This window comes from Vibrio sp. 10N.261.55.C5, assembly GCF_041470505.1.
Classification (GTDB): domain Bacteria; phylum Pseudomonadota; class Gammaproteobacteria; order Enterobacterales; family Vibrionaceae; genus Vibrio; species Vibrio crassostreae_C.
Genome location: NZ_JBFRMS010000029.1, coordinates 1 through 21,344, shown reverse-complemented (window position 1 = coordinate 21,344; position 21,344 = coordinate 1). Strand labels below are relative to the sequence as shown.

Genomic DNA, 21,344 nt, shown 5'->3' with positions numbered 1-21,344 from the left:
CTCGGCGCACCATAAAAAAGAGAGGCACAATGGCCTCTCTTTGATCGTCTACTTTATATTGCTAGCGTTGAGCTATCAGACTACAGCTTTGTCCAAGCATCTTGCCAGTATTGGCTATCTGCTGGAGCGTAAGACGCGCTTGCACACCATGCCGTGTATGGCCAAGGCTTACATTCGTACAAGCCATTATCGCTGCCGACCACAATGTCACCCGCTGCGTAGTTTGTGCCCGCTTCATATGGAGGGTAATCACCTGGAGGAGGTGTTGTTCCGCCACCGTCTTTAACAGCGAACGAATCGTTTACCATCACCATTTCACCGTCAGATGCTTTACCGACTACTTCAAGTGCATATTGCCCTTCCGCTACTTCGTATAAGTCGATGGTAATAGCACGGCTGTCCGTTACGTTAACCTTAGTTTGCTCAACCACAGTACCTGCACTGTTGATCACCATAGCGGTAACATCTAATGCTTCATTTGATGTCAGTGTCAGATCTAAACGCACGTTGCCGTTATCTGGCGCATATTGTGATTGAAGTCCTGAAACCGAAAGCTCTAGGTCATCGCCCGGATCTGGGTTACCACCACATGAAGAGTCTGAAACTTTTCTCCAAACGCCCCACTCACCTGTTGTTCCTGGCTCTTCGCCGCGAGTGTACCAACCTGCTCCCCACGTTGAACCGTCATGAGATACTTGATCACCTTCAACATAAACGGTGTCGGCATCCCATGCCGCAGCACAGTTAGAACCATCAGTCACAGACACTTTGCGGTCAGCGGTTACAGTTTGGTTCGCGCTATCTGTTACGCTGTATACAAGTGTGTAGTTGCCGATTTCATTCACATCGACACTGCCAGTGTGTGTGATGGTGCTTGTTAGGTCACCATCTTCAGCATCATTTGCACTAACACCCGCCATCGGATCAAATGCGTTACCTAACATGACAGTAGTATCAGACACGCCATCGAATACAGGTTTTTGGCTGTAAACTTCTACCGTTCTTGCTTTGGTTGTTTCATTGTTATCGCTATCTTTAACACGGTAAGTCATTACATAAGTGTCGATAACCGCCGTTTCGACGTATCCTTCAACATCGATTGATGACGTTAGATCGCCGTCTTCTTTGTCTGTTGCCGTTACGCCATCCATAGGATCAAATGTTGTTCCGTGAAGAACACGCGTATTTTCGATACCTTTAAGAACTGGCTCACCCTCGACTGGTGGTGGCGTTACTTGACCGTGTACAAACGGGCCGTAGTCTTTAATGAACTGCTCGTTGTATTGTTGGCCGTTTTTGTTGGTGCCCATGTCCCAGTTGATAGACCAAGTCATCACACCACGTAGCGGTTGACCTTGCGCCGTTAGGCTATCAAATGCGTCGTATAAATCTTGTGGCTCTTGCACAAAACCGGTCGCTGCAGCATCAATACTTGAAGGAATACCAAACACGAGCTTGTCATGTGGGATCTTGTGGAAACCACGCGTTCCGTTGATAAGAGAATCAGAAATGTAGTAGATGAATTCTTCTTTTAACGCATCGTTGTTTTGAGCAATCCAACCCACGCCTTCAACCCAGATACCATCGCCACCTTGGTTGTAAAATTGTGGGTTAATCCAGTCGTAGTAGCCTTCTAGATTATCGATATAAGGAACGTACTTACCGCCTGTCGTTAGATACGGGAACTCAGGCGCCATTGTAATAAGGAAGTTTTTACCTTCTGCGCGGTAGTGATCTTTCACTAGCTTAAGTGCATCTGGAATCACGGTTTGGTTGTTTGCGGCGGTTACGGCTGCTTGTTCAAGGTCGATATCTAGGCCATCGAAGCCGTAACGCTCAGTTAGACGGATAATCTCATCAGCAAAGGCTCTTTCATCACCGGTTTCTAGCTCTACGTGTGCATCAGCACCACCCAAAGCCAACAGTACAGAGCGACCTTGCTTGTTGAGCTCAGAGATTTGGTCAATAAATTGTTCTTCTGAAAGCCCAATGGTTGGGTCCAGTTTAAAAGTTGGGATTCGACCATCAGCCACATCGTAGACCTTCATGAATGACACATTCACGATGTTGTACATTGGGTTCACTTCATCCAGTGTCACACATGGCGCATTACCACCTTGGTAGCCGCCACCATCACACCAGTTATGCCAATAGCCAACCACGACGCCAGAGTCTGGATTCGTCATATCTGAACCATTCGCATAAACAGCGCCAGACATAGCCGCCATGCCGACCGATACTGCTAATTGTAGAGCTTTACGTTTCAACATTAGTCCTACTTCCTTACTTAACAGCTGTGCCAATCACAACCGAACCAATTCATTGTAATCATGAATATTTATAGAGAAGTAATGGAATTTATAGGAAAAGATGACCTTTGATTTAACTTGTGATTTTAAGTCACAGATTGAATATCAGAATCAATATGACTTTGACTTTTCATTCAAATTGAAATGCTAAAAACTGTTATTTTCGGTCGAATGCATTGGCCATGCAAATATTTAATCAACCTTAATTCACTAAGATAATTAACCAAAAATATAAAAAATCACCGATAGGAAAAAATGAACTTTAAATCGGCAAAAATCACCCCAAACACGCCGTAATCACTGACCTCAGACCAGATACCATTGCGAGTGATATCACTAAAACAGCCTGGATATAGCCATCACACATGTGCTAGCAATACACACGTATAACGGAATATAGGAGCAAGAGTTTGTAGAATTTTGAATGTATACGTCGGGAGTTTTTCAGTTAACCTTCAGTGCCAGATGAATAATATGCATCCAATAGTGAAATAAAATTCACCTTATCAAGGTCATTAAGTTGATTAATTCCAGCCGCTGCTTTTCTTCCTCCGCCAGTCGCAAAACTTGAGCAAATTTCGTCTGCGCCCGTTCTGTTGGATAATGGTGCCCGTAAGCTCACCGTGTAAGAGTCGCCATCTTGGTTTTTCGTTAATACTACTTGCGCTCGGTTTGGATCTTGATTAACGATTTCATTACCAAATACGCCACTGATTCGCCTTGCCCACGTCTCACCTGGCAGTTCAAACACACGTGCGACTTCACTTTCATAAACAGGAGCAAGGTTTGATAACTGCTGGCGATCATTTTGATAAGCATCTCGTAGTCGATAAAACACAGAGTCTTTATCATCCAAAAGATCAAACGGGTTCGGGTATTGATAAAGGGTTTCGTAGAGCTCAGCTGGCGTGAAATGCAAATCACTGAGTGACGAACCGTAACCGTTGTAGTTAATCAAGGTACCTAGCTCTTCTAGAAACTCTTTTTGAGATTGAGCGAATCCATTTTCATCCGCTAGCCGCGCCGCCACCGTTTTTAGATTGTCGCCAAAGGCAGCTGCGATTGCCCAAGCCACATGCGCACCATTCAGCTTCTGGTTAATCAGCAAGCTCGTGCAGCTCTCTGGCGCGGTATCAATCAGAGTATCCAAATAGCTAGAGTCAGGTACCTCACCAGTTCGATGATGATCGCAATAAAATACATTGATGTCGGCGTCTAGCAGTGAGTGCAATGCAGATAAGTTTTTCTCCATCGACACATCTAAAACGGTAACGGAAGAAACATCACCTTGCTTACCCGGCTCCATAGTTTGAGTAACAACTTGAGAGACCAACTTAATATCACGCTTAACACCAGTAATGAGCACGCTCTCTCTTGGCTCACTTAATCGCAGCTGTAACAACGCGATTATGCCATCTGCGTCTCCGTTGAATACGTCGTAGTGCATGTTGTTCCTTTTACTCTCAATCAGATTAGGCTTGAAGTTTATATCTGTATTTTTACAAGCACCGTTGTTTATTATCAATATCAACTTGTTAGGTGATATAACTCTATTGAACATAGCGGTTATTCACGGCTTGTGCTATTGATCAAAAACTCAAGATTATACGAAATACGCTTAATCTCACTTCAAAACTATGAGCGCGTTCCTTGTATGGCTTTTGAAAGTTTAATATCGAAGTTGATAACCTTTTGTTCATGTACATAAAAGTGACCACAACGAACCGTTACGCTTTGATACAATTAGAGTTGGATTAGTTAGGTTTTTACTCGAATTGACATTTATAAGCGTTTAAAATGACTTTCGAGTTAGCGAAAACTTTCAATTCAAACCACAGATCCAAAGGTACACTGCATTTCCATGATCAACTTCGAACCCAAACGCCCTTATCAAACCCTCGGTCTTATCTTGAGAAAAGAACTATCTGATGGTCTTTACCCGATTGGAAGTCGTTTACCGCCCGAGCGAGATATTGCTGAGCGTCTATCCGTGAGCAGAGCTGTGGTTAGAGAAGCAATCATCATGCTGGAACTTGAGGGACTCGTTGAAGTAAAGAAAGGCTCGGGAGTGTACATCGTTAACTTACCGACTACATCAACAGTGGCACAAAATGAAGATGTAGGTCCTTTTGAAATGCTTCAAGCAAGACAGTTATTGGAAAGCAGTATTGCTGAGTTTGCTGCAACACAAGCAACCCCTGCTGATATCGAAAAAATGCGTGAAGCTCTAGAAATTGAGCGCCGCGAAATTGAAAACAATGTCCAAAATCCGGTTGGTGACAGAATGTTCCATCAGTGTATTGCCGAAGCGACACAGAATTCTGTGCTGGTCGATATTCTAAAGGAATCGTGGGAACGTCGTGAGTCTAGCCCTATGTGGAAGATACTGCATACACATATCGAGATCCAAGACTATAGGAAAGAGTGGCTAGATGATCATGCTGCTATTTTGCTAGCAATGAGACGCAAGAACCCAATCGAAGCCAAGCAAGCGATGTGGCAACATCTAGAACATGTGAAGATTAGGCTTTTAGAGCTTTCTGATTTTACCGACCCTAATTTTGATGGTTATCTGTTTAACTCCATTCCCGCTATCGCGACATCAAAAGACAATCTTTAGAAAATTGGTGACATAAAATACTTATGTCACCTGATTTTTACGGAGTGATCTCCTCACCAGTTTCTACATTGAGCTTAAAAGACTGGCCCGCATGGGCAAGTATCAAAGTATTTTCGTCAGTTAACACGTAATCTATTGGTTGTTTTAAGCAACTCATAACCACTTGATGTTGCTGCTGTTCTTCTATGAACCATTCTAGATGTTTAATATCTTTCTGAGCGTCAGATTCAACATTCCCTTTGAAACCATCACCGTCATCAATTTCACTTGTTAACTTAACTACACAAGAAGGATCACTCATCATTCCAAGATAATAAGTTTCTTGTTCATGGTACAAATCAACACTCCCCCCCTTAATAACAACTTCGAGCGGGGTATGGGCTCGCCATTGCATCGATTTGGGTTCAGATAGCCTAATGTTGTCGACAATAACGACCCCGTTATCTGCAACTTGTATTATTGTTCGCACAAACGACTCACAACTCTCATAAGCATTCGCGAGATCTAGAACGACACATTGAAACTCATTGCTATCAATTCGAGTGATTACTGTTGCTTGAGCTGTTGCGCAATCTATCTTCTGACCTTCAGTCGCGTTGGTAACGCTATCGTCTAAATTGACACCACCAAATAAGGGTAAATTATGCGCCTGCGTAGTTCGAGTCCATAAACTATGATGTTTGCTACCAAACCTATAGCCATAACTGCCACTCGGAGTAAGAACATTAACGCCATCATCGACTAGTGCAACATTCCCTTGATCAGCATGGCGATGAGAACTATTACCAAACTTACTTGCTCGGTAGTACACCGACATTTTACTATGGGCAGTTTTACCTAACCCTGCGTATGAATAGTAAATGTTGTTCGACGCAGGGCTCACACACAGAGCAGTCTCGTCAGAAACAAACGCCTCATTTGAAGTCATTAACGTATTAGAAACGGTTGAATGTTGACCCGATTTTTCAAATTGTAACTGCGGATACGTCGGTACTATATCTAATAAATGGAGCTTGTAAGTCTCAATATTGGACTCTAACTTCTTGGACTCTAATATCGACTTCGTACAACCATACCGTGGTGCATATATTCTGAGTGGATTTTGCGCAAAGAAACCAGGCCACTCTTTACCTTCTCTCTTGCACCAGAAGCCATCACCAAAGGGATGAATTCGATCGTTATTCGCCACAAAGTCCAAAGCAAACTTAACGTAATTCTTATAAAACGGGTGATTATAGAAAGAAAAGCCACTTAAACGCTCAACCGACAAGAAAAACGGATGGTGCCACTTGGTATAGGAAGAAGAATAAAAAGGCCCCTCAACCCAACTGCCATCTTTTCCGCCATAGAAAGGCAACACACCTCGGTAAATCATTAAGGCGTAATTAAGCCAACGTTCACAAGTTTTAAGTTCAAACTCTTTGTGTAACACAAGGGCAGCAACGCCTAAGTAAGCAGGCAAACGCGATGTATGTGAATGTCCCGGGTACTGTTTAAACTTATCTTGCTCTAAGCGCTCTTCCATTTGATAGGCATATCGAATTAAGAGCGGCCTGACGAATGAACACTCGTCGGTCGTCAGCAATGGAGACAACCAATGATAGGCAAGATACAAATTTCGCGTCATTGACAGGCCAATTTCATCTCCCCACGTACAAGGCCTTAACAGTGACGCCGGGCCTTCAGGGCTCCACTCGGATAAGCGCAATAAAATTTGGCATGCCTTATGTCCTGCCACCTCATCACCCCACACCTTATATAGTAATGTTAGTGCGATAAGATCGCGATCAATCCAACGTCTTACGTTAGCGATAGCTGTACGCTTCCCTTCTTCATTACCACGGCGATAATGATTAGAATATAAAATGTCATCTATATCAGTTAGTTCAACACTATTGCGTAACTTGTCTCTTGCACTTAATGAAGCATTGCTGACTACGTCAATATCTTCATCGAGATACATCATAAACTGGTCTTTATTAGTACACAGTGAGAATAGTGACATAGCGTCCGGTGCCAAGTAGTTTTCTGACTCCGTCGTGATTTCAAAAACAATCCAATCAGATTTTGCTAGAGTATTGAGGCAAGTCACTCTCCAGCGATAGCTACCTTGAGGTAACTGAAATGTCGGTTGTAAAGGAGACTGCACCGATTTCCAATCCCATTTTTGCTCACCGTCTTTCTCTTCAAGTTCGATGTTATATGCAGAACCATACTCTCCTTGAGGCCAATTGAAACTTGGGGGATTGACTGAGGAAATTTCGTTACAAGGCGACAAAAAAATTTGGAAATCATGCGTTCTTTCTAGTTGTAGCATGTGTTACTCCTCTATTTCGACCAATGATATTGCCCTGTCTCTGCATCAATATGACCAATTTGCTTCGCTGGGGTCCCTGCAAAAATCGAATATGGGGGCACATCGGATGTCACTACCGAATTAGCACAAATCAATGAACATTTACCGATGCTCACTCCTGGAGTGACAACAACACCAGATGTCAACCAAACACCCTTTGCGATTGTGACCTTTCCGCTTTCCAAATCACTACGACCACTAAAGCTCTCTGAAGTCGGGTCAAATAAATGATTAGACGCAACGACAGAAACATGTGGCCCTACCAAAACGTCTTCACCAACCTCCACATCACCATTAATGTAGCTGTATAGGCCTATATAACTTCGTGTTCCGATTTGGTTTTCACCAATGCGAACGATAGCTCCTGGAGCAACTCGAACATTATTGTTGGTGAAGCCTAAGATTTGAGCTCTCGACTCGTCATCATGTTTATTATTACTTTGTGTTGTATATAGGGTGAATTTTCTAAATTCCTCATCCGAAAGTTCACCGCCAAATTTTTGTTGAACCGACATATCATCACCTATAAATAAAGGGAAGTAACAGTAACGACTTCCCTTATTGATTATCAATATTTTCACTGACACTAAATAAGCTAATCCGATAATATCCCTGGGTTAGCTTAATTTAAAAACCCAATATCGAATTGAAAACACATTAATTAAAATGAGACCGAGTCAATGCATACTCGACACCACGAATCTCAGCTAAGCCTTTTAAACGGCCTATGCAAGAATACCCTGGGTTTGTTTTTTTATTTAAGTCGTCAATAATTTGGTGACCATGATCAGGCCGCATTGGAATTAAATCACTTTGTCCATTATTAGTACGACGATTTTCTTCTTTAAGAAGTGCAAATATCACTTCATACATATCAACATCACCATTGAGATGAGCTGCTTCATGGAAGTTGCCGGGTTCTTCTTCGCGCTTTGTTGAACGCAGATGCGTGAAATAAATTCGATCACCAAAAGTTTCAATCATCTTCACAAGATCGTTATCGTCTCGCACGCCATAAGACCCGGTACACATAGTAATACCGTTCATTTTGCTCGGTACACGATGCGTCAAGAATTCGATATCTTCAATCGTAGATACCACTCGCGGTAAACCAAGAATTGGGCGTGGTGGATCATCAGGGTGAATGGCCAACTTCACGCCGTACTCTTCACACACTGGGGTAATTTCGTTTAGGAAGTAAACTAAATTTTCACGTAACTTATTGCCGTCAATGTGTTGGTACTGATCCAGTTGCTCTCTAAACTGCTGAAGAGTATAGCCTTCTTCCGCACCTGGTAGACCAGCGATGATATTCGATGTTAGCTGTGCAATTTTGTCATCAGGCATGTTAGAAAAACGAGTTCGAGCAAGTGCAATGTCTTCTTTTGAATACTCTTCATGTGCACCTTCTCGTTCTAGTATGCATAGCTCAAAAACAGCAAAGTCAATATGGTCAAACCTTAATGCTTTTGAGCCATCTGGGAGTACATACTCTAAATCTGTTCTCGTCCAATCAAGAACTGGCATAAAGTTATAGCAAACTGTATCAACTCCGCATTCAGATAAATTGATAATAGATTGCTTATAGTGCTCTATCCATTGAATGAAATTTCCAGTTTGAGTCTTGATCTCTTCATGAACAGGGATACTTTCGACAACTTCCCATGTAAGTGAATTTTCTTCTATTAACTTTTTACGTTTTAGTATTTCTTCTTTAGACCATATTTCACCATTCTTAATATGATGTAATGCCGTTACGATTCCTGTTGCCCCAGCCTGACGAATATCATTAAGCGTTACAATATCATTTGGACCATACCATCGCCAAGTTTGCTTCATAAGTTATTACCTATTATTAATTTTTTTGATGAAGCCTTATTAAGGCTTCATCTGATATTTTATTTAATTAGACAGTGTAAGCTTTTAGTTTTACATCATTTAACTTACCAGCTCGTAGTAATAGCCAAGATATAAACCCGACAATCGCTGCCATTAATACAAATAACATTCTTCCCCACATAGGGTTTGGTATCAGCGTTAATAGGAGAAGCGCTGCACTTGTCGCCAATAACACTCGACCAAGTAAAATGTACTGTTGTCTATCAGCTTCGAAGCTTTGAGGCGAATCTTCTACAATTACTGGAGTTTCTGCATTACTAAAGAACTCTGCGATTTCTTCAGCACGCTTACCTGTTGGCTCTTTATAGAAAAGTTGAGTCAGCAAGAAGAAACCACCTGTGATAATAATGTGCCCTGTTACGCCCATGGTTATCGATTTCATTTCAGCGAATTCACGACTAGACAATGGTTCAGATAAATTAAACAGGCTTTCGATCATTGGTGCATTTGTTGAAGCAATAACGGCTGAAACACAAGCGCCTACGGCAATGGTTGCCCAACATGACCAATCTGGAGTCTTCTTGATAAAGAAACAAAGCAGTGACGGAATAAGCACAGGGAACGCGACAAGCGTACTCACCATCATAAGTGCATCAAATAGACCAAAATCTTGCAGTTTGCTCATGAACAAGCCACAAACAATAATCAACAAGCCGAATACCACGGTAGAAACTTTACTTGCAAACAAGATCGATTTATCTGATTTGTCTTTTGCCATGTAAGGTTCATAAACGTTTTTAATGAATATGCCGGCATTTCTATTTAATGCAGAGTCCATTGACGACATGGTTGCAGCAAACATAGCTGACATCATCAAGCCAACCATCCCAACGGGCATCTCGTTACGAACGAAGACAAAATAAGTGGCATTAGAAATATCTTTGCCTAGAACATCGAGGCCCCATGTAGACATATCTGGGTAATTTCCGCTTACATACCAAGCAGGAAGGAACCAAATGAAAGGTCCAAACGCCATTAGACAACACGCTAGGATTGCAGCTTTACGTGCATTATTAGTATCTTTTGCTGCAATATAGCGGTAAGAATCAATCATATTGTTTGTACTGAAGAACTGTTTGATGAAAATACAGATAAACCAGCCAACAAATAAGTAGGTATAGCTATACCCTTCTCCAACAAACCCTTGATCAGGCAAACCCGCTTCTAGGATTGGTGCTACACCACCAGATTTGTATATCGCTACGATTGTCGCTATGAAGGTAACAACAGTAATGATGATCATCTGTATAAAGTCTGATGCAACTACAGCCCAACTTCCGCCGACCAGAGACATAAGAAGTACAACCATACCCGCAGCAACTATCGTTGTTTCAATTGGGATATTAAATACCGCACTTGCAAAGATCGCTAATGCATTCAGCCATAGCGCAGCCTGAAGTACACTCGACGGTACCGTCGCCCACGTTACAACTTGCTCGCTAACAGGACCAAAACGTTTGCGAATGCCTTGGATTGGACTGATAACTCGCATCTGTCGAGCTCTTGCAGCAAAGAATAAGTAGTTACAAAAGTAACCAAGAGCATTCGCAAAAAAGATAACAGAGATGGATAAGCCAACATCAAGAGCTTTTCCCATTACGCCAGTAAACGTCATAGCACTCAGTGCTTGAAGAAATGCTGTGGACCCAACCATCCACCACAACATTTTGCCTCCCCCCCTAAAGTAATCACTTGTCGATGACGTTGCTGATCGAAACATCCAACCTACTCCGAGGAGGAAAACGAAGTAGCCTATAACTATAAGTATATCGATATTCATAATGATCCCTAACCGTGATATTTAAAAACTAAACACCTTTCGCTTTCTTTTATATCGCCCCTAGATATTGGCTGTCAAAATTGGTCTACCAATTGGTTGACACTTCTCACAAAAAAATAAATCTCTGATGATATGCCGTTTAAATAATACAAATGAATGTTACTCTCTAATGGTAATTTTTATAGCCGTCTGATTTTAAAAATTGGAGTGAGAGTGCGGAAGTATGAATAAAAATGTTTTAAATCAATACTTAAAAGAAGAACAGAGAATTGTTCACATTGGCTTAGGGGCTTTTCATCGAGCTCATCAAGCTTTATATACAAGCGAATTGTTAGACAATAAAAAGTCTAACTGGACGATCTGTTCCATTAACTTATTTGGTTCACAATCGCTTATTCAGCAGTTAAGAGAGCAAGGTCATTGCTACACTGTTTTGGAGAGAGGTGCGACAAGCGAACAAATAAAAATATCAAAGGCAATCACTCAATCCTTACATCCAGATCTAGACGGTCAGTCGACTATCATCGAAAAAATTGCGAATCCAAACGTTCGTATAGTCTCAATGACTATCACAGAAAAAGGCTATTGCATTGAACCAAGTACTGGCTCTCTTGATGTTAACAATCGTCTCATCCAGCTCGATCTCGACTCACCTTCTCATCCAGTGTCCGCCATCGGTTATATCGTTGAAGGTTTAAGACTCAGAAAAGAAAGGAATATTAACGCGTTCACCGTATTGTCTTGCGACAATATTCAAAACAATGGAGAAGTAGCGAAGTCGGCTATTCTTAGTTTTGCAAAATTGGTCGACTTGGAGTTGTATTCTTGGATAGAGGCTAATGTCACATTCCCAAACACTATGGTAGACCGTATTGTTCCAGCGGCGAGTAAAGAAAGCTTATCTTATATAGAAACAGCTATCGGCTACTCGGATCCATGTGCCATCGCTTGTGAACCTTTTCGACAATGGGTAATAGAAGATAAGTTTGTAATTGGTCGACCAAATTGGGATAAAGTGGGCGCGCAATTTGTCGATGATGTCATACCTTTTGAAGAGATGAAGCTACGCATGCTAAATGGTAGTCACTCACTTCTTGCGTACTTGGGATACTTGAGTGGTTATAAGTATGTGTCAGAAGCGATTTCAGACCCATATTTTAAGAAGGTGATTCTAGACTTCATGATGAATGAGCAAACGCCTTCATTGTCGTTACCAAAGGAAACTGACATTGCAGCTTACGCAGATTCGCTGATTGAACGTTTCTCTAACCCAAATTTAAAACACCTTACCTCTCAGATAGCAATGGACGGAAGTCAGAAATTACCACCACGATTTTGTGAATCTCTCAAATATAACCGTGAAAATGCTGTTCAAACAACTTGGTTAGAGTTGGGCATTGCAGGGTGGATGGCTTATGTGATTGGCATGGATGACAACGGCGATGCTATCGAGGTTCATGATCCAATGGCTGGCGTGTTCAAGCAAATCAAACAAGAAAGTAAAACGCCTCGTGAAGCTGTCATTTCTTTATTAAGCATTGATGGTATTTTTGAATCTAGCCTTCTTGCAGATGCCGAATTCGTAAATAAGATAGTCGACCTTTTCGAATGTATTCAAGAGGTTGGTGCAATGCAAACTTTACATAACTTAACAAAAACACTGAACTTAAAGGGCTAGGCATGGAATACAAAAATAAGTTGATTCGATTTGGTCAGAACCGCGTTTGGCGCTCTTACAGTGGTGGTAAGGTTTTAGACCAAATTAATAACGAAAGCGTTCCGGTCGACTCTCATTTTCCTGAAGACTGGATTGCATCGGTCACTAAAGCCGTTAACCCAGGTCGAGAAACAATCAGTGAAGGTCAATCAACTGCGATTATCGGCGATCACTCACTCGATTTCGCCGAATTATTAGATCTAGATCCTGAGTATTTTTTAGGTAAAGAGCACTTCAGTAGATTCGGTCCTAACCCTATGGTTTTGATTAAGTTTCTAGACTCTTCAATTCGCTTACATTTCCAAGCACACCCAACCAGAGAGTTTGCCCAAAAGCACCTAGATTCAAATTCAGGCAAGGCTGAAGCCTACTATATTTTACAAGTTCGTGAGGAGATTGATGATCCTTATATTTATCTCGGATTTCAGACGCCTCCGACTAAAGAAACGTTGAAAGAGATCATTGTTGAACAAGACATTAACCGACTGAAAACTTGCTTCGAAAAAATCAAAGTATCTCCTGGTGAGTGTTACTTTATTCCAGGAGGAATGCCTCACGCGATTGGCGAAGGCATTCTAATGATTGAGATAATGGAACCATCGGACTGGGCTGTTCGATTTGAGTTTGAACGAGCTGGTTATACACTTCCTGAAGAAGCTCGCTACATGAAGCGAGATTTGGACTTTTGCCTTGATGTTTTTGACTATTCAGAGAAGTCGGTTGAAGCTGTGGCAACTCAGAACAAAAAGACACCTCAACTATTAACAGCTTATGCTGACGGATCGGTAAAAGAGTCTCTCATTGATGACAAAACAACCGACAGATATCGAGTTTGTCGCACAAAAGTCATTAGCAGCATCACCAAATCTGAGAACGACTTTTATGTCGGTGTTATTGCTGCTGGCAGTTGTACGATTAAATTAGACGAAGAAATTTTAGTACTCAATAAGTACGATAAATTTTTCTGCCCGGCTGGCATTGAAAATATCACGATAGAAACAGACGATGGCGTCGAGATTATTGAATGCTACCCACCATTAACGAATTAATCCTGAGTTAACGTATTGAAATGGAACCAATAAAACTTTATTACGACGCCTTTATCTTTGATATGGATGGAACATTAGTAAACTCCGAGCCGCTCAAAGGCCAAGCATTAGCGCTGACCTGTAAAGACTATGGTTCCATCGTTGACCACCGTATTTATCAAAATGTAATGGGTATGAAATGGGAAAATGTCGTTCAGTATTTTTTCAAAGTTGGAGAAATCGAACCAGAGAGACAAGAGTTTAACGATAAATTTAAGGAACATTATCAATTACTCCTTTCACAAAGATTATCTATCAATAAAGGTGTCGTTGTCCTCCTACAGCAACTAAAATCTTCTGGGAAGCGATGTGCGGTTGTAACTTCTGCGCAACAGTGGATGGCTAACCAAATACTGGAAGCTTGTAAACTTGAGCACTTGTTTGATCTTGTCATCGCTAAAGAGCATGTTTCAATGCACAAGCCAGATCCGGAAGCTTATTTGTTGGCGCTATCTAGATTAAATGTAACCGCAAGTAAAACCATTATCTTTGAAGACTCGGCTCCAGGACTTCAGGCTGGTTTAGCTAGTGGTTGTGAAGTCATTGCATTTCAACATTCTTTCAACATAAACAATGATTTTTCAGGTGCGTTAAAAATCATTGATGATTTCTCACTTGTCAGTTAAGACCAAAATGCTCACCCTAAGTTTATTTGACTTATTGTATGACATATATCACAGCAACTTGTACCCAAATGATATTAAAATAGAAATCCCCCACTCAAAGATAAAGAGACGAATGAACACTACCACCACTCTTGTTTATGACACTTTGAAAAGCCTTGCTGCTCACGCTCCTGAGCAACATGCCGAGATTCGCCAGCGTTTATATGAGCAGTTGAGCCTGCCATTTAACAAGCAGCTCTCGTTATACGCTAATGTGCTTGGTCCTATCAGCTCAGGTAAGTTAGCGGGATGCGACAATATTGATAAAGCGGTTGAACTGGCACTGGATGTGCTGGAAGGCCGAAATAAGTAGTCCCCCCTTTAATACGTAATATAACGGCCCAGATCTTCCCCCAGATCGGGCCGTTTTTTTTATTCTCGTCATTTATCTATTTGAATTTCAGGCACAAAAAAGGCGTAGATGATCCACGCCTTTTGTTTTAGTAAGTTCTATGTTGTTTATGAAGTCTTGAACTGCGCGACCGCTTGGTCCATATCGTTCGCTTGCTCTGCTACCTTGTCCACTTCAACTAAGCAATGCTGCGCCGAAGCGTTATTGTCGTTCGAGATAGTGTTCAGCTCAGTAATTGAGTCACTCACTTGCGCCATTACTGCGCCCTGCTCTTCAATCGCTGAAGCAATACGTTCTGAATTACCTTGGATGCTTTCCATGTCGCTCAAGATAAGTTGCAAGCTCGCATCCAGCTCTTCCGAATCTTTCAGCGTTAGTTGACCTTGTTGATTACACTCGCCAATCTCTGCCATCGACGCCTGCATCTGGCTTTGAATTGCACTCACCACTGAAGTTATCTCTGTGGTCGATTGATGCGTTCTGCTTGCTAGTGCGCGTACTTCATCGGCAACTACCGCAAAGCCACGACCTTGTTCACCCGCACGTGCTGCTTCAATTGCTGCGTTCAATGCCAATAGGTTAGTTTGTTCTGCAATGCCTTGGATGATGTTTACTGCATCGCCGATCTGGTCAACATGATGGTTCAGTGAACTGATCGAATCTTGGCTGCTTGAAAGACGTTCAGACAACTGGGTGATGTTGCTGATGGTTTCAACCACCACTTCACGGCCTTTATCGGCATTCACTTTCGCTTGATGTACACCTTCAGCGGCAACCGATGTGCTTTCAGAGATCTCGCCAATGGTGAGTACCATCTCTTGAACTGACGTTGTCATTGTAGATGTGTGATTTGCTTGAACTTCAAACTGTTTGATTACTGACTCTAGCTCATCATGCATGTTCGATGTGCTTTGTGTCAGTTGCAGTGACTTAGATTGAGAGGCAGCGATAAGCCCTTCCAGTTGATCCAACAGTTGGTTGAAGTATTGGCCTAGCGTGCTGAGTTCGTCTTTACCATCAAGGTGCGAACGAATAGACACGTCGTTAGAATCAACGATGTTACGAATCACCGAAAGCAGTGACTCAATTTTACCAATGATAGAACGGACGATTAACCAGCTGAACAGAATGATCGACACGAGTAGCGTGACGCAAAGGATGTTGTTGATCAGCGATAGCTTGTCCATCTCTTGCTGCGTTTGTTGGTCTAGCACCGCGGAGAACTCTTTAAATTGAGTTTCGATAGCATGAGAACCCGAGCGAGCTTGCCCAAGCAGACCTTCGTTGTGCTTCAAGCCAATCACTCGCTTTTGCTCAACCACTTGGCGAGCAGCGTCAATCAAAGCAGCTGAGCTACTCATATTTGAAGTTATAGAAAGAACACTCGGGTCAAACTCCCCCTTCTCAATTAAGTCATTGAACAGGTAAAGCCGATTTTTTGTTCCGCACTGGCTGTCGCGCTGATGTTATCGAGCAAAACATGAAACTCGCCTAGCATACCTTTGTCACGTGATAGCCCATAGACTTCGCTCGCTTTAACTAAGTTAACAAAGCTGGTGTGGTAGGTTTCGATGTCTTCACGTAGGTGTGTGCTGTTGGCTAAACCTAAATCACTGAGCACTGTATCTAGCTCAGATTCAGACGCTAAGAATTTTTTGTAGTTTACGTCGAACTTGTCGAGGTATTTCATATCGCTACGCAGTAAAAAATCTTTCTCGTTACGGCGAAGGTTGAGCAAACGCACTTCAAGCTCTTTGGTAATTTGTTTGGCTTCGCTCATTTGAGCGGTGGTGTCTGCAAATTGTGATGTGGTAAACAGCAGTGAAATCATGCCGAAGATGGAGAACATCCCCAACGAATAGAGCTTTTTCTTTATATTCATATACGTGGCTCGTCTTTACTAAATTAACTATGAGTATCCAAATAAATCGCATCAAAGAATGGATATCCAACTTGCGCGACCTGGTTATTGTTATGGTTTTTATATCGATAATGAGCGTCTAAAACTGTGGCTTCTAAGTCCACTAGCTATGACGTTCTCAATTGCATTTAAACAGCAAATGAAGCAGCCAACTAAAGTTAATTTTATCAATAACACAAATTTATTACATGTACATTAGTTGATTGATAAAAGTGAGAGACAGCTATTTGACGGAGTGTGAGGGCTTGAACACCTTGCTATGTAAGGCTTTGAATTAAAACACTTTGGACTATTATTGACCTGATGGTTAGAAATGACACTTTTTTGGCTCATCGGAGAAGCAAGAACGAAGCGCAATATTGGAGGTTTTGACTTGATTTTTAAACGGTGAATCCATCGATTGGTGATTGTACAGTCAAGTGTATACGGCGAAAAAAATGGACCTACTCAATTAGAATCAGGTCCATTTTTGGATTTCTTAATCAATCGCTTTGCAGTTAATAAGTTAGGGTGCGAACTTAAGGCTGACTAAAACGCTTTCACCATCTTGGTTAGGCACTTCAATAACACCGCTTTCTCGTCTTCTTCGATATCTTGCGTCAGCTCATTAACCAAATTCAAGTGAAGCTGATTGTGGTGAACGTGTATCTTCTGCCCTTCATCCGTCAAGGCAACCACAATCGCACGACGATCTGTTGGGTGTTCATGGCGCTCAATCAATTCAGCTTTAACCAACTTTTCTATTTGAACAGTAAGTGTACCCGTGGTAATACCCAACTTTTCAGCGAGCTCTTTCATTCTTAACGCACCATGCATACCAAGTACTTCAATGGTGTGTACTTGAGCCAGGGAATAACCCGTCTCTTTGACAACAGACTGCTCCCACGAAGACATTTTATCGTAGAACTCAGTCAGTATTTGGTTAAGCTGTTCTATATTTCGCATGGTCGTTTGAATGCACTTCAAGAGTAAGATGATTAATCTTATCAAACTTGGCGAGCATTTGTTTATATTCAGAGACGGTTTTATCACTGTTTGATTCAAGAGTAATCGCTGCTGAATAGTGATGCCCACTCACCTTCCACATATGGAAATCGGTGACCGACGCATAAGGCGTTAAGGTTTTGGTCACTGAGTCACGATAATCTTGGTCGATATTCTCATCCAGCAGGATTGGGCTGGTTTGTTTCATAAGGTTCATCGTCCACTTAGCAATCACGAATGCGCCAACCATTCCCATTGCTGCATCTAACCAGTTCCAACCGTAAAACTTACCAAATAGCAGCGCAACAATCGCAAGCAGCGAAGTTAGAGTATCCGCCAACACATGCATGTAGGCTGCGCGTAGGTTGTGATCATGATGGTGTCCGTGATGCTCGCCATGTTTATGACCATGGTCGCTGTCGTGCTCATGGCTATGTGAATGACCGCGATTCTTACTATGATTGTGGCCATGCTCGTGTCCGTGATCATGATGGTGATCGCCAAGTAAAAACATACTCACCACATTCACAGTTAAACCAATACAAGCAACGATGATCGCTTCATTGAACTGAATCGCTTGTGGGTTAAACAAACGATGTACTGATTCCACCAGCATCAACAATGCCACAATCCCCAATGCAATCGCGCTGGTGTAGCCCCCTAACACGCTGACTTTGCCAGTACCGAAAGAGAAACGTTCGCTCTCGGCATGTTTCTTCGCATAACGGTATGCAAATAAGGTGATACCAAACGCTGCGGCGTGCGTCCCCATGTGCCAACCATCGGCAAGCAATGCCATCGAGCCGTAAATAGTACCTGCAACAATTTCGACAACCATGGTAACGACGGTCAATAACAGGACATAGAACGTGCGTTTCTCACCTTGACTGTTATGTGAAGAAAAGTTGTGTTGGTGACGTGTTGGAAAACTCAAAATGGCGTCCTTAGCTTGTGTTTGTGGTTAGATGATCGTTGCAAATAAAAGCCCTTTGATTGACAAGTAATTTGACAATCAAAGTAATAATTTGAAATTTAGCTTGATTATCAAACTTTGTCAACGATGAATTTTGAAACTCTGATTTGCGGGACGAATAGTTGATGGTGAGCGCTAGTTTGTTCCAAAGATTATTGATTCAGTAAAAACGAGGCTTTCCAGGGACAAAAAAGCCCACTCGAGGTGGGCTGATTGAGTCAAACTCAATGATTGTATTTATTTGTTTTGCAATGAAATAATCTCATCATTCACCCAACCTAACAGCTGCTTGGTTGCTTTCGACAAGACTTGGTTCTGCCGAACAATATAACCAAGACTGGTGCTCGAGAAGTTGGTCAATGGTGTCACTTTCGAATGCAGGTGCTGCTTGGTTGATACCGCAAACTCCGGGACAATAGCCACACCAAATCCCGCTTCTGCCCAGTCGATTTGAGCATCGACACTCCCTACTTCCATCACCCTATAATTAGGTAGATTAAGGCTTGGTAAACCTTCATCAATAAAGTCACGCGTTCTCGTATCATGACCTAGTAGAATCAAAGTGAGCTCTGCATCAGAGTCTCGGATATCAACCCCATCGCCAAGCGCACACCAAGAAAGCTCTTGCAGCTTAGTGAAATACAAAGACTCGTTGTGCTGCTCTTTGGCGATAACAAAACCAATATCCGCTTGAGCATTTTTAACTAAATTCGATGCCTGAGATGACGTGGTATTCAAGAGCGTAAGGTCAATACCGGGATACTGCGCTTTGAACTTCTGGAACGGACGAATTAGCAAAAATCGAGAAATGATGTCACTTACGGCAATGGTTAACGTCCCTATTTTAAGGTCGTTAATGGCATTGAGATCGGCCTGACAAATCTGCAGTTCGAGTAGCGTTCTTTGGCTTGTTTCCAATAGCCGTTCACCCGCTTGAGTCAATTGAAAAGGGCTTCTCTCTATCAACTTTATGCGTGTTTGTTGTTCCAGTTGTTTTAGGTGCAAACTCACATTGGGTTGTGTCATGTGCAGTGCATTGGCCGCTTTCCCAAAATGCTTGTACTCCGCAAGCGTCACAAACGTCTTCAACAAATTAATATCGAGCATCATGTCCTCTCTCTCGTGTCACTAATATCATTCCCTAAAAGTAAAGAATGCCCCATCGTCATTCCCTACAGTGAGGAACGAACGTGATAGGGAATCTCGTTTGTAGCTTAAGACTTTAAGGATATATGAAATCCTTATCAAGATAATAAAGATAATTAATTTCTCTTATCCACCTTGTAGGCCTAACATGATTCCTCAATCAGTTAGGAGAAAAATTATGCCATCTATCGTTGTTGTGGGCGCAAACTGGGGTGATGAAGGCAAAGGCCGCATCGTCGATTTTTTAGCAGACCAAGCTTCTGCTAGCATTCGTTTCCAAGGCGGAAACAATGCAGGTCATACTGTGGTAAATGACTTCGGTACATTCAAACTGCACCAACTACCTAGTGGTATTTTTAATCCTAATTGTACGGCGGTTCTTGGCCCTGGCATGGTGATCAGCCCTGCTGCGCTAACTGAAGAGATTGCAGAAGTTCAAGAGGCTGGCATCAAAGTGAAAATGGCGATCTCAGATCGTGCGACACTGTGTCTCCCTTTACATGCTCTTGAAGATACGCTTGAAGAAGAGCGTTTGGGCGATGGCGCTTACGGCTCTACACGTCAAGGCATTGCACCAGCGTACGGCGATCGTGTAATGAAGAAAGGCATTCTTGTCGGTTGGCTGAATCAACCTGAAATTTTAGAGCAGCGTATTCAATTCCTACTTGATTGGAAGATGCCTCAGCTTAAAGCGCTCTACCCTCAATGTGACTTCTCCCAGACTGCTTCTGAAATGACAGAATGGCTACTTGAAGTAACTAAAGCGTGGCGCCCGTTCATCTGCAACGTAACTGAGCCGCTTAAAGCGCTGCAATCACAAGACGCAAACCTACTGTTTGAAGCTCAGTTAGGCGCAGGTCGCGACCTTGTCTACGGTGAATACCCTTGGACAACATCTTCGAATGTAACCGCAGCTTATGCTGGCATTGGTAGCGGTTTACCTGCACTTCGTCCTGAACGTGTTATCGCTGTTGCTAAATCATTCAGCTCGTCTGTTGGTACTGGCACGCTAGTAACTGCAATGGAAGAACAAGACAGCTTCCGCGAAAGCTCTAACGAATACGGCGCAACAACAGGCCGCCCACGTGACATGGGTTACTTCGATGCAGTGGCAACTCGCAACGGTGTTGACCTGCAAGCTGCAACGGAAATCGCACTGACTAAGATTGATTGCCTGTCTGGTTTGTCTGAGCTTAAGATCTGTACTGCTTACTCAGGAGAGCACACAGAGAACCCGATTTGGCCACAAACGGCTGAGCTAAAGCCCGTATATGAAGATATGGCTGGCTGGGATGAAGACATCACGGGTTGCCGCACGTTTGAGAGCCTTCCTCAAGCAGCGCAAGATTACGTTACTCGTATCGAAGAGCTGATGGGTGTGCCAATCGTGATGGTATCGGTAGGTCCTGAGCGCGAGCAAATGATCATTCGAGCGTAGCTTAGAAGACGACAAGATCTACATCAAAGCCCACATTCAGTGGACTTTTTTGATTGTTCATAAAGAACGAGATAACAGTATCCGCCCCATGAACCC

15 protein-coding genes and 1 pseudogene are annotated in these 21,344 nt (G+C 42.5%); 6 read left to right on the top strand and 10 right to left on the bottom strand.

What is annotated here, in order from left to right; all coding sequences use genetic code 11:
* Positions 1 to 80: 80 nt before the first annotated feature.
* Both AB4263_RS11955 and AB4263_RS11950 read right to left on the bottom strand, forming a co-directional pair.
* Entirely contained in the window at positions 81 to 2,270 is a 2,190-nt protein-coding gene (locus tag AB4263_RS11955; protein ID WP_372098280.1) for an immunoglobulin-like domain-containing protein, read from the bottom strand.
* Positions 2,271 to 2,757: 487 nt separating this feature from the next.
* A complete protein-coding gene (locus AB4263_RS11950) occupies positions 2,758 to 3,756 on the bottom strand; it encodes a DHH family phosphoesterase (protein ID WP_372098279.1) in 999 nt (332 codons plus the stop codon).
* A 414-nt stretch (positions 3,757 to 4,170) separates the two neighbouring features.
* On the opposite strand from AB4263_RS11950, the gene AB4263_RS11945 reads away from it, so the two are divergent.
* Positions 4,171 to 4,929: an FCD domain-containing protein gene (locus AB4263_RS11945; RefSeq protein ID WP_083190198.1), complete on the top strand. Its 759-nt coding sequence runs from the start codon at positions 4,171 to 4,173 to the stop codon at positions 4,927 to 4,929.
* A gap of 37 nt (positions 4,930 to 4,966) precedes the next feature.
* Here the strand turns inward: AB4263_RS11945 and AB4263_RS11940 are convergent, their stop codons facing one another.
* From AB4263_RS11940 to AB4263_RS11925, 4 genes are all read right to left on the bottom strand, one after another.
* Positions 4,967 to 7,246 (bottom strand): heparinase II/III family protein, encoded by a 2,280-nt coding sequence (locus tag AB4263_RS11940; protein WP_372098278.1) that lies wholly within the window; start codon positions 7,244 to 7,246, stop codon positions 4,967 to 4,969.
* Positions 7,247 to 7,257: 11 nt separating this feature from the next.
* A complete protein-coding gene (locus AB4263_RS11935; protein WP_065101257.1) occupies positions 7,258 to 7,800 on the bottom strand; it encodes an acyltransferase in 543 nt (180 codons plus the stop codon).
* Between the two features lie 142 nt (positions 7,801 to 7,942).
* On the bottom strand, positions 7,943 to 9,124 hold the full coding sequence (gene uxuA / locus AB4263_RS11930; protein WP_065583620.1) for a mannonate dehydratase: 1,182 nt from the start codon (positions 9,122 to 9,124) through the stop codon (positions 7,943 to 7,945).
* Positions 9,125 to 9,191: 67 nt separating this feature from the next.
* Positions 9,192 to 10,964: a sodium:solute symporter family transporter gene (locus AB4263_RS11925; protein ID WP_065583619.1), complete on the bottom strand. Its 1,773-nt coding sequence runs from the start codon at positions 10,962 to 10,964 to the stop codon at positions 9,192 to 9,194.
* A 223-nt stretch (positions 10,965 to 11,187) separates the two neighbouring features.
* Between AB4263_RS11925 and AB4263_RS11920 the strand changes: the two genes are divergently transcribed.
* The 4 genes from AB4263_RS11920 to AB4263_RS11905 all read left to right on the top strand — a co-directional run bounded on the left by AB4263_RS11920 (position 11,188) and on the right by AB4263_RS11905 (position 14,747).
* Positions 11,188 to 12,642 (top strand): mannitol dehydrogenase family protein, encoded by a 1,455-nt coding sequence (locus AB4263_RS11920; RefSeq protein WP_372098277.1) that lies wholly within the window; start codon positions 11,188 to 11,190, stop codon positions 12,640 to 12,642.
* A 2-nt stretch (positions 12,643 to 12,644) separates the two neighbouring features.
* Positions 12,645 to 13,730 (top strand): class I mannose-6-phosphate isomerase, encoded by a 1,086-nt coding sequence (locus AB4263_RS11915; RefSeq protein WP_065583617.1) that lies wholly within the window; start codon positions 12,645 to 12,647, stop codon positions 13,728 to 13,730.
* A gap of 20 nt (positions 13,731 to 13,750) precedes the next feature.
* A complete protein-coding gene (locus AB4263_RS11910; protein WP_372098276.1) occupies positions 13,751 to 14,395 on the top strand; it encodes an HAD family hydrolase in 645 nt (214 codons plus the stop codon).
* A gap of 112 nt (positions 14,396 to 14,507) precedes the next feature.
* Entirely contained in the window at positions 14,508 to 14,747 is a 240-nt protein-coding gene (locus AB4263_RS11905; protein ID WP_004733935.1) for a PAS factor family protein, read from the top strand.
* 146 nt (positions 14,748 to 14,893) lie between these two features.
* On the opposite strand, the pseudogene AB4263_RS11900 reads toward AB4263_RS11905, so the two are convergent.
* The 4 genes and pseudogenes from AB4263_RS11900 to AB4263_RS11885 form a co-directional block, all read right to left on the bottom strand.
* Positions 14,894 to 16,617, bottom strand: a pseudogene (locus tag AB4263_RS11900) (methyl-accepting chemotaxis protein).
* A gap of 618 nt (positions 16,618 to 17,235) precedes the next feature.
* Positions 17,236 to 17,652: a MarR family winged helix-turn-helix transcriptional regulator gene (locus tag AB4263_RS11895; protein WP_017059185.1), complete on the bottom strand. Its 417-nt coding sequence runs from the start codon at positions 17,650 to 17,652 to the stop codon at positions 17,236 to 17,238.
* Positions 17,630 to 18,625, bottom strand: a complete 996-nt coding sequence (gene dmeF, locus AB4263_RS11890; protein WP_372098275.1) for a CDF family Co(II)/Ni(II) efflux transporter DmeF — start codon at positions 18,623 to 18,625, stop codon at positions 17,630 to 17,632. The genes AB4263_RS11895 and dmeF overlap by 23 nt, the downstream gene beginning before the upstream one ends.
* A 276-nt stretch (positions 18,626 to 18,901) precedes the next feature.
* Complete coding sequence (locus tag AB4263_RS11885) at positions 18,902 to 19,774, bottom strand: LysR family transcriptional regulator (protein ID WP_017068305.1); 873 nt, start codon at positions 19,772 to 19,774, stop codon at positions 18,902 to 18,904.
* Positions 19,775 to 19,988: 214 nt separating this feature from the next.
* On the opposite strand from AB4263_RS11885, the gene AB4263_RS11880 reads away from it, so the two are divergent.
* Positions 19,989 to 21,248 (top strand): adenylosuccinate synthase, encoded by a 1,260-nt coding sequence (locus tag AB4263_RS11880; RefSeq protein ID WP_017059182.1) that lies wholly within the window; start codon positions 19,989 to 19,991, stop codon positions 21,246 to 21,248.
* Positions 21,249 to 21,344: the final 96 nt, after the last annotated feature.

Coding starts and splice junctions, on each gene's coding strand:
- AB4263_RS11955 (WP_372098280.1), bottom strand. CDS start 2,270: ATGTTGAAACGTAAAGCTCTACAATTAGCAGTATCGGTCGGCATGGCG.
- AB4263_RS11950 (WP_372098279.1), bottom strand. CDS start 3,756: ATGCACTACGACGTATTCAACGGAGACGCAGATGGCATAATCGCGTTG.
- AB4263_RS11945 (WP_083190198.1), top strand. CDS start 4,171: ATGATCAACTTCGAACCCAAACGCCCTTATCAAACCCTCGGTCTTATC.
- AB4263_RS11940 (WP_372098278.1), bottom strand. CDS start 7,246: ATGCTACAACTAGAAAGAACGCATGATTTCCAAATTTTTTTGTCGCCT.
- AB4263_RS11935 (WP_065101257.1), bottom strand. CDS start 7,800: ATGTCGGTTCAACAAAAATTTGGCGGTGAACTTTCGGATGAGGAATTT.
- uxuA (WP_065583620.1), bottom strand. CDS start 9,124: ATGAAGCAAACTTGGCGATGGTATGGTCCAAATGATATTGTAACGCTT.
- AB4263_RS11925 (WP_065583619.1), bottom strand. CDS start 10,964: ATGAATATCGATATACTTATAGTTATAGGCTACTTCGTTTTCCTCCTC.
- AB4263_RS11920 (WP_372098277.1), top strand. CDS start 11,188: ATGAATAAAAATGTTTTAAATCAATACTTAAAAGAAGAACAGAGAATT.
- AB4263_RS11915 (WP_065583617.1), top strand. CDS start 12,645: ATGGAATACAAAAATAAGTTGATTCGATTTGGTCAGAACCGCGTTTGG.
- AB4263_RS11910 (WP_372098276.1), top strand. CDS start 13,751: ATGGAACCAATAAAACTTTATTACGACGCCTTTATCTTTGATATGGAT.
- AB4263_RS11905 (WP_004733935.1), top strand. CDS start 14,508: ATGAACACTACCACCACTCTTGTTTATGACACTTTGAAAAGCCTTGCT.
- AB4263_RS11895 (WP_017059185.1), bottom strand. CDS start 17,652: ATGCGAAATATAGAACAGCTTAACCAAATACTGACTGAGTTCTACGAT.
- AB4263_RS11885 (WP_017068305.1), bottom strand. CDS start 19,774: ATGATGCTCGATATTAATTTGTTGAAGACGTTTGTGACGCTTGCGGAG.
- AB4263_RS11880 (WP_017059182.1), top strand. CDS start 19,989: ATGCCATCTATCGTTGTTGTGGGCGCAAACTGGGGTGATGAAGGCAAA.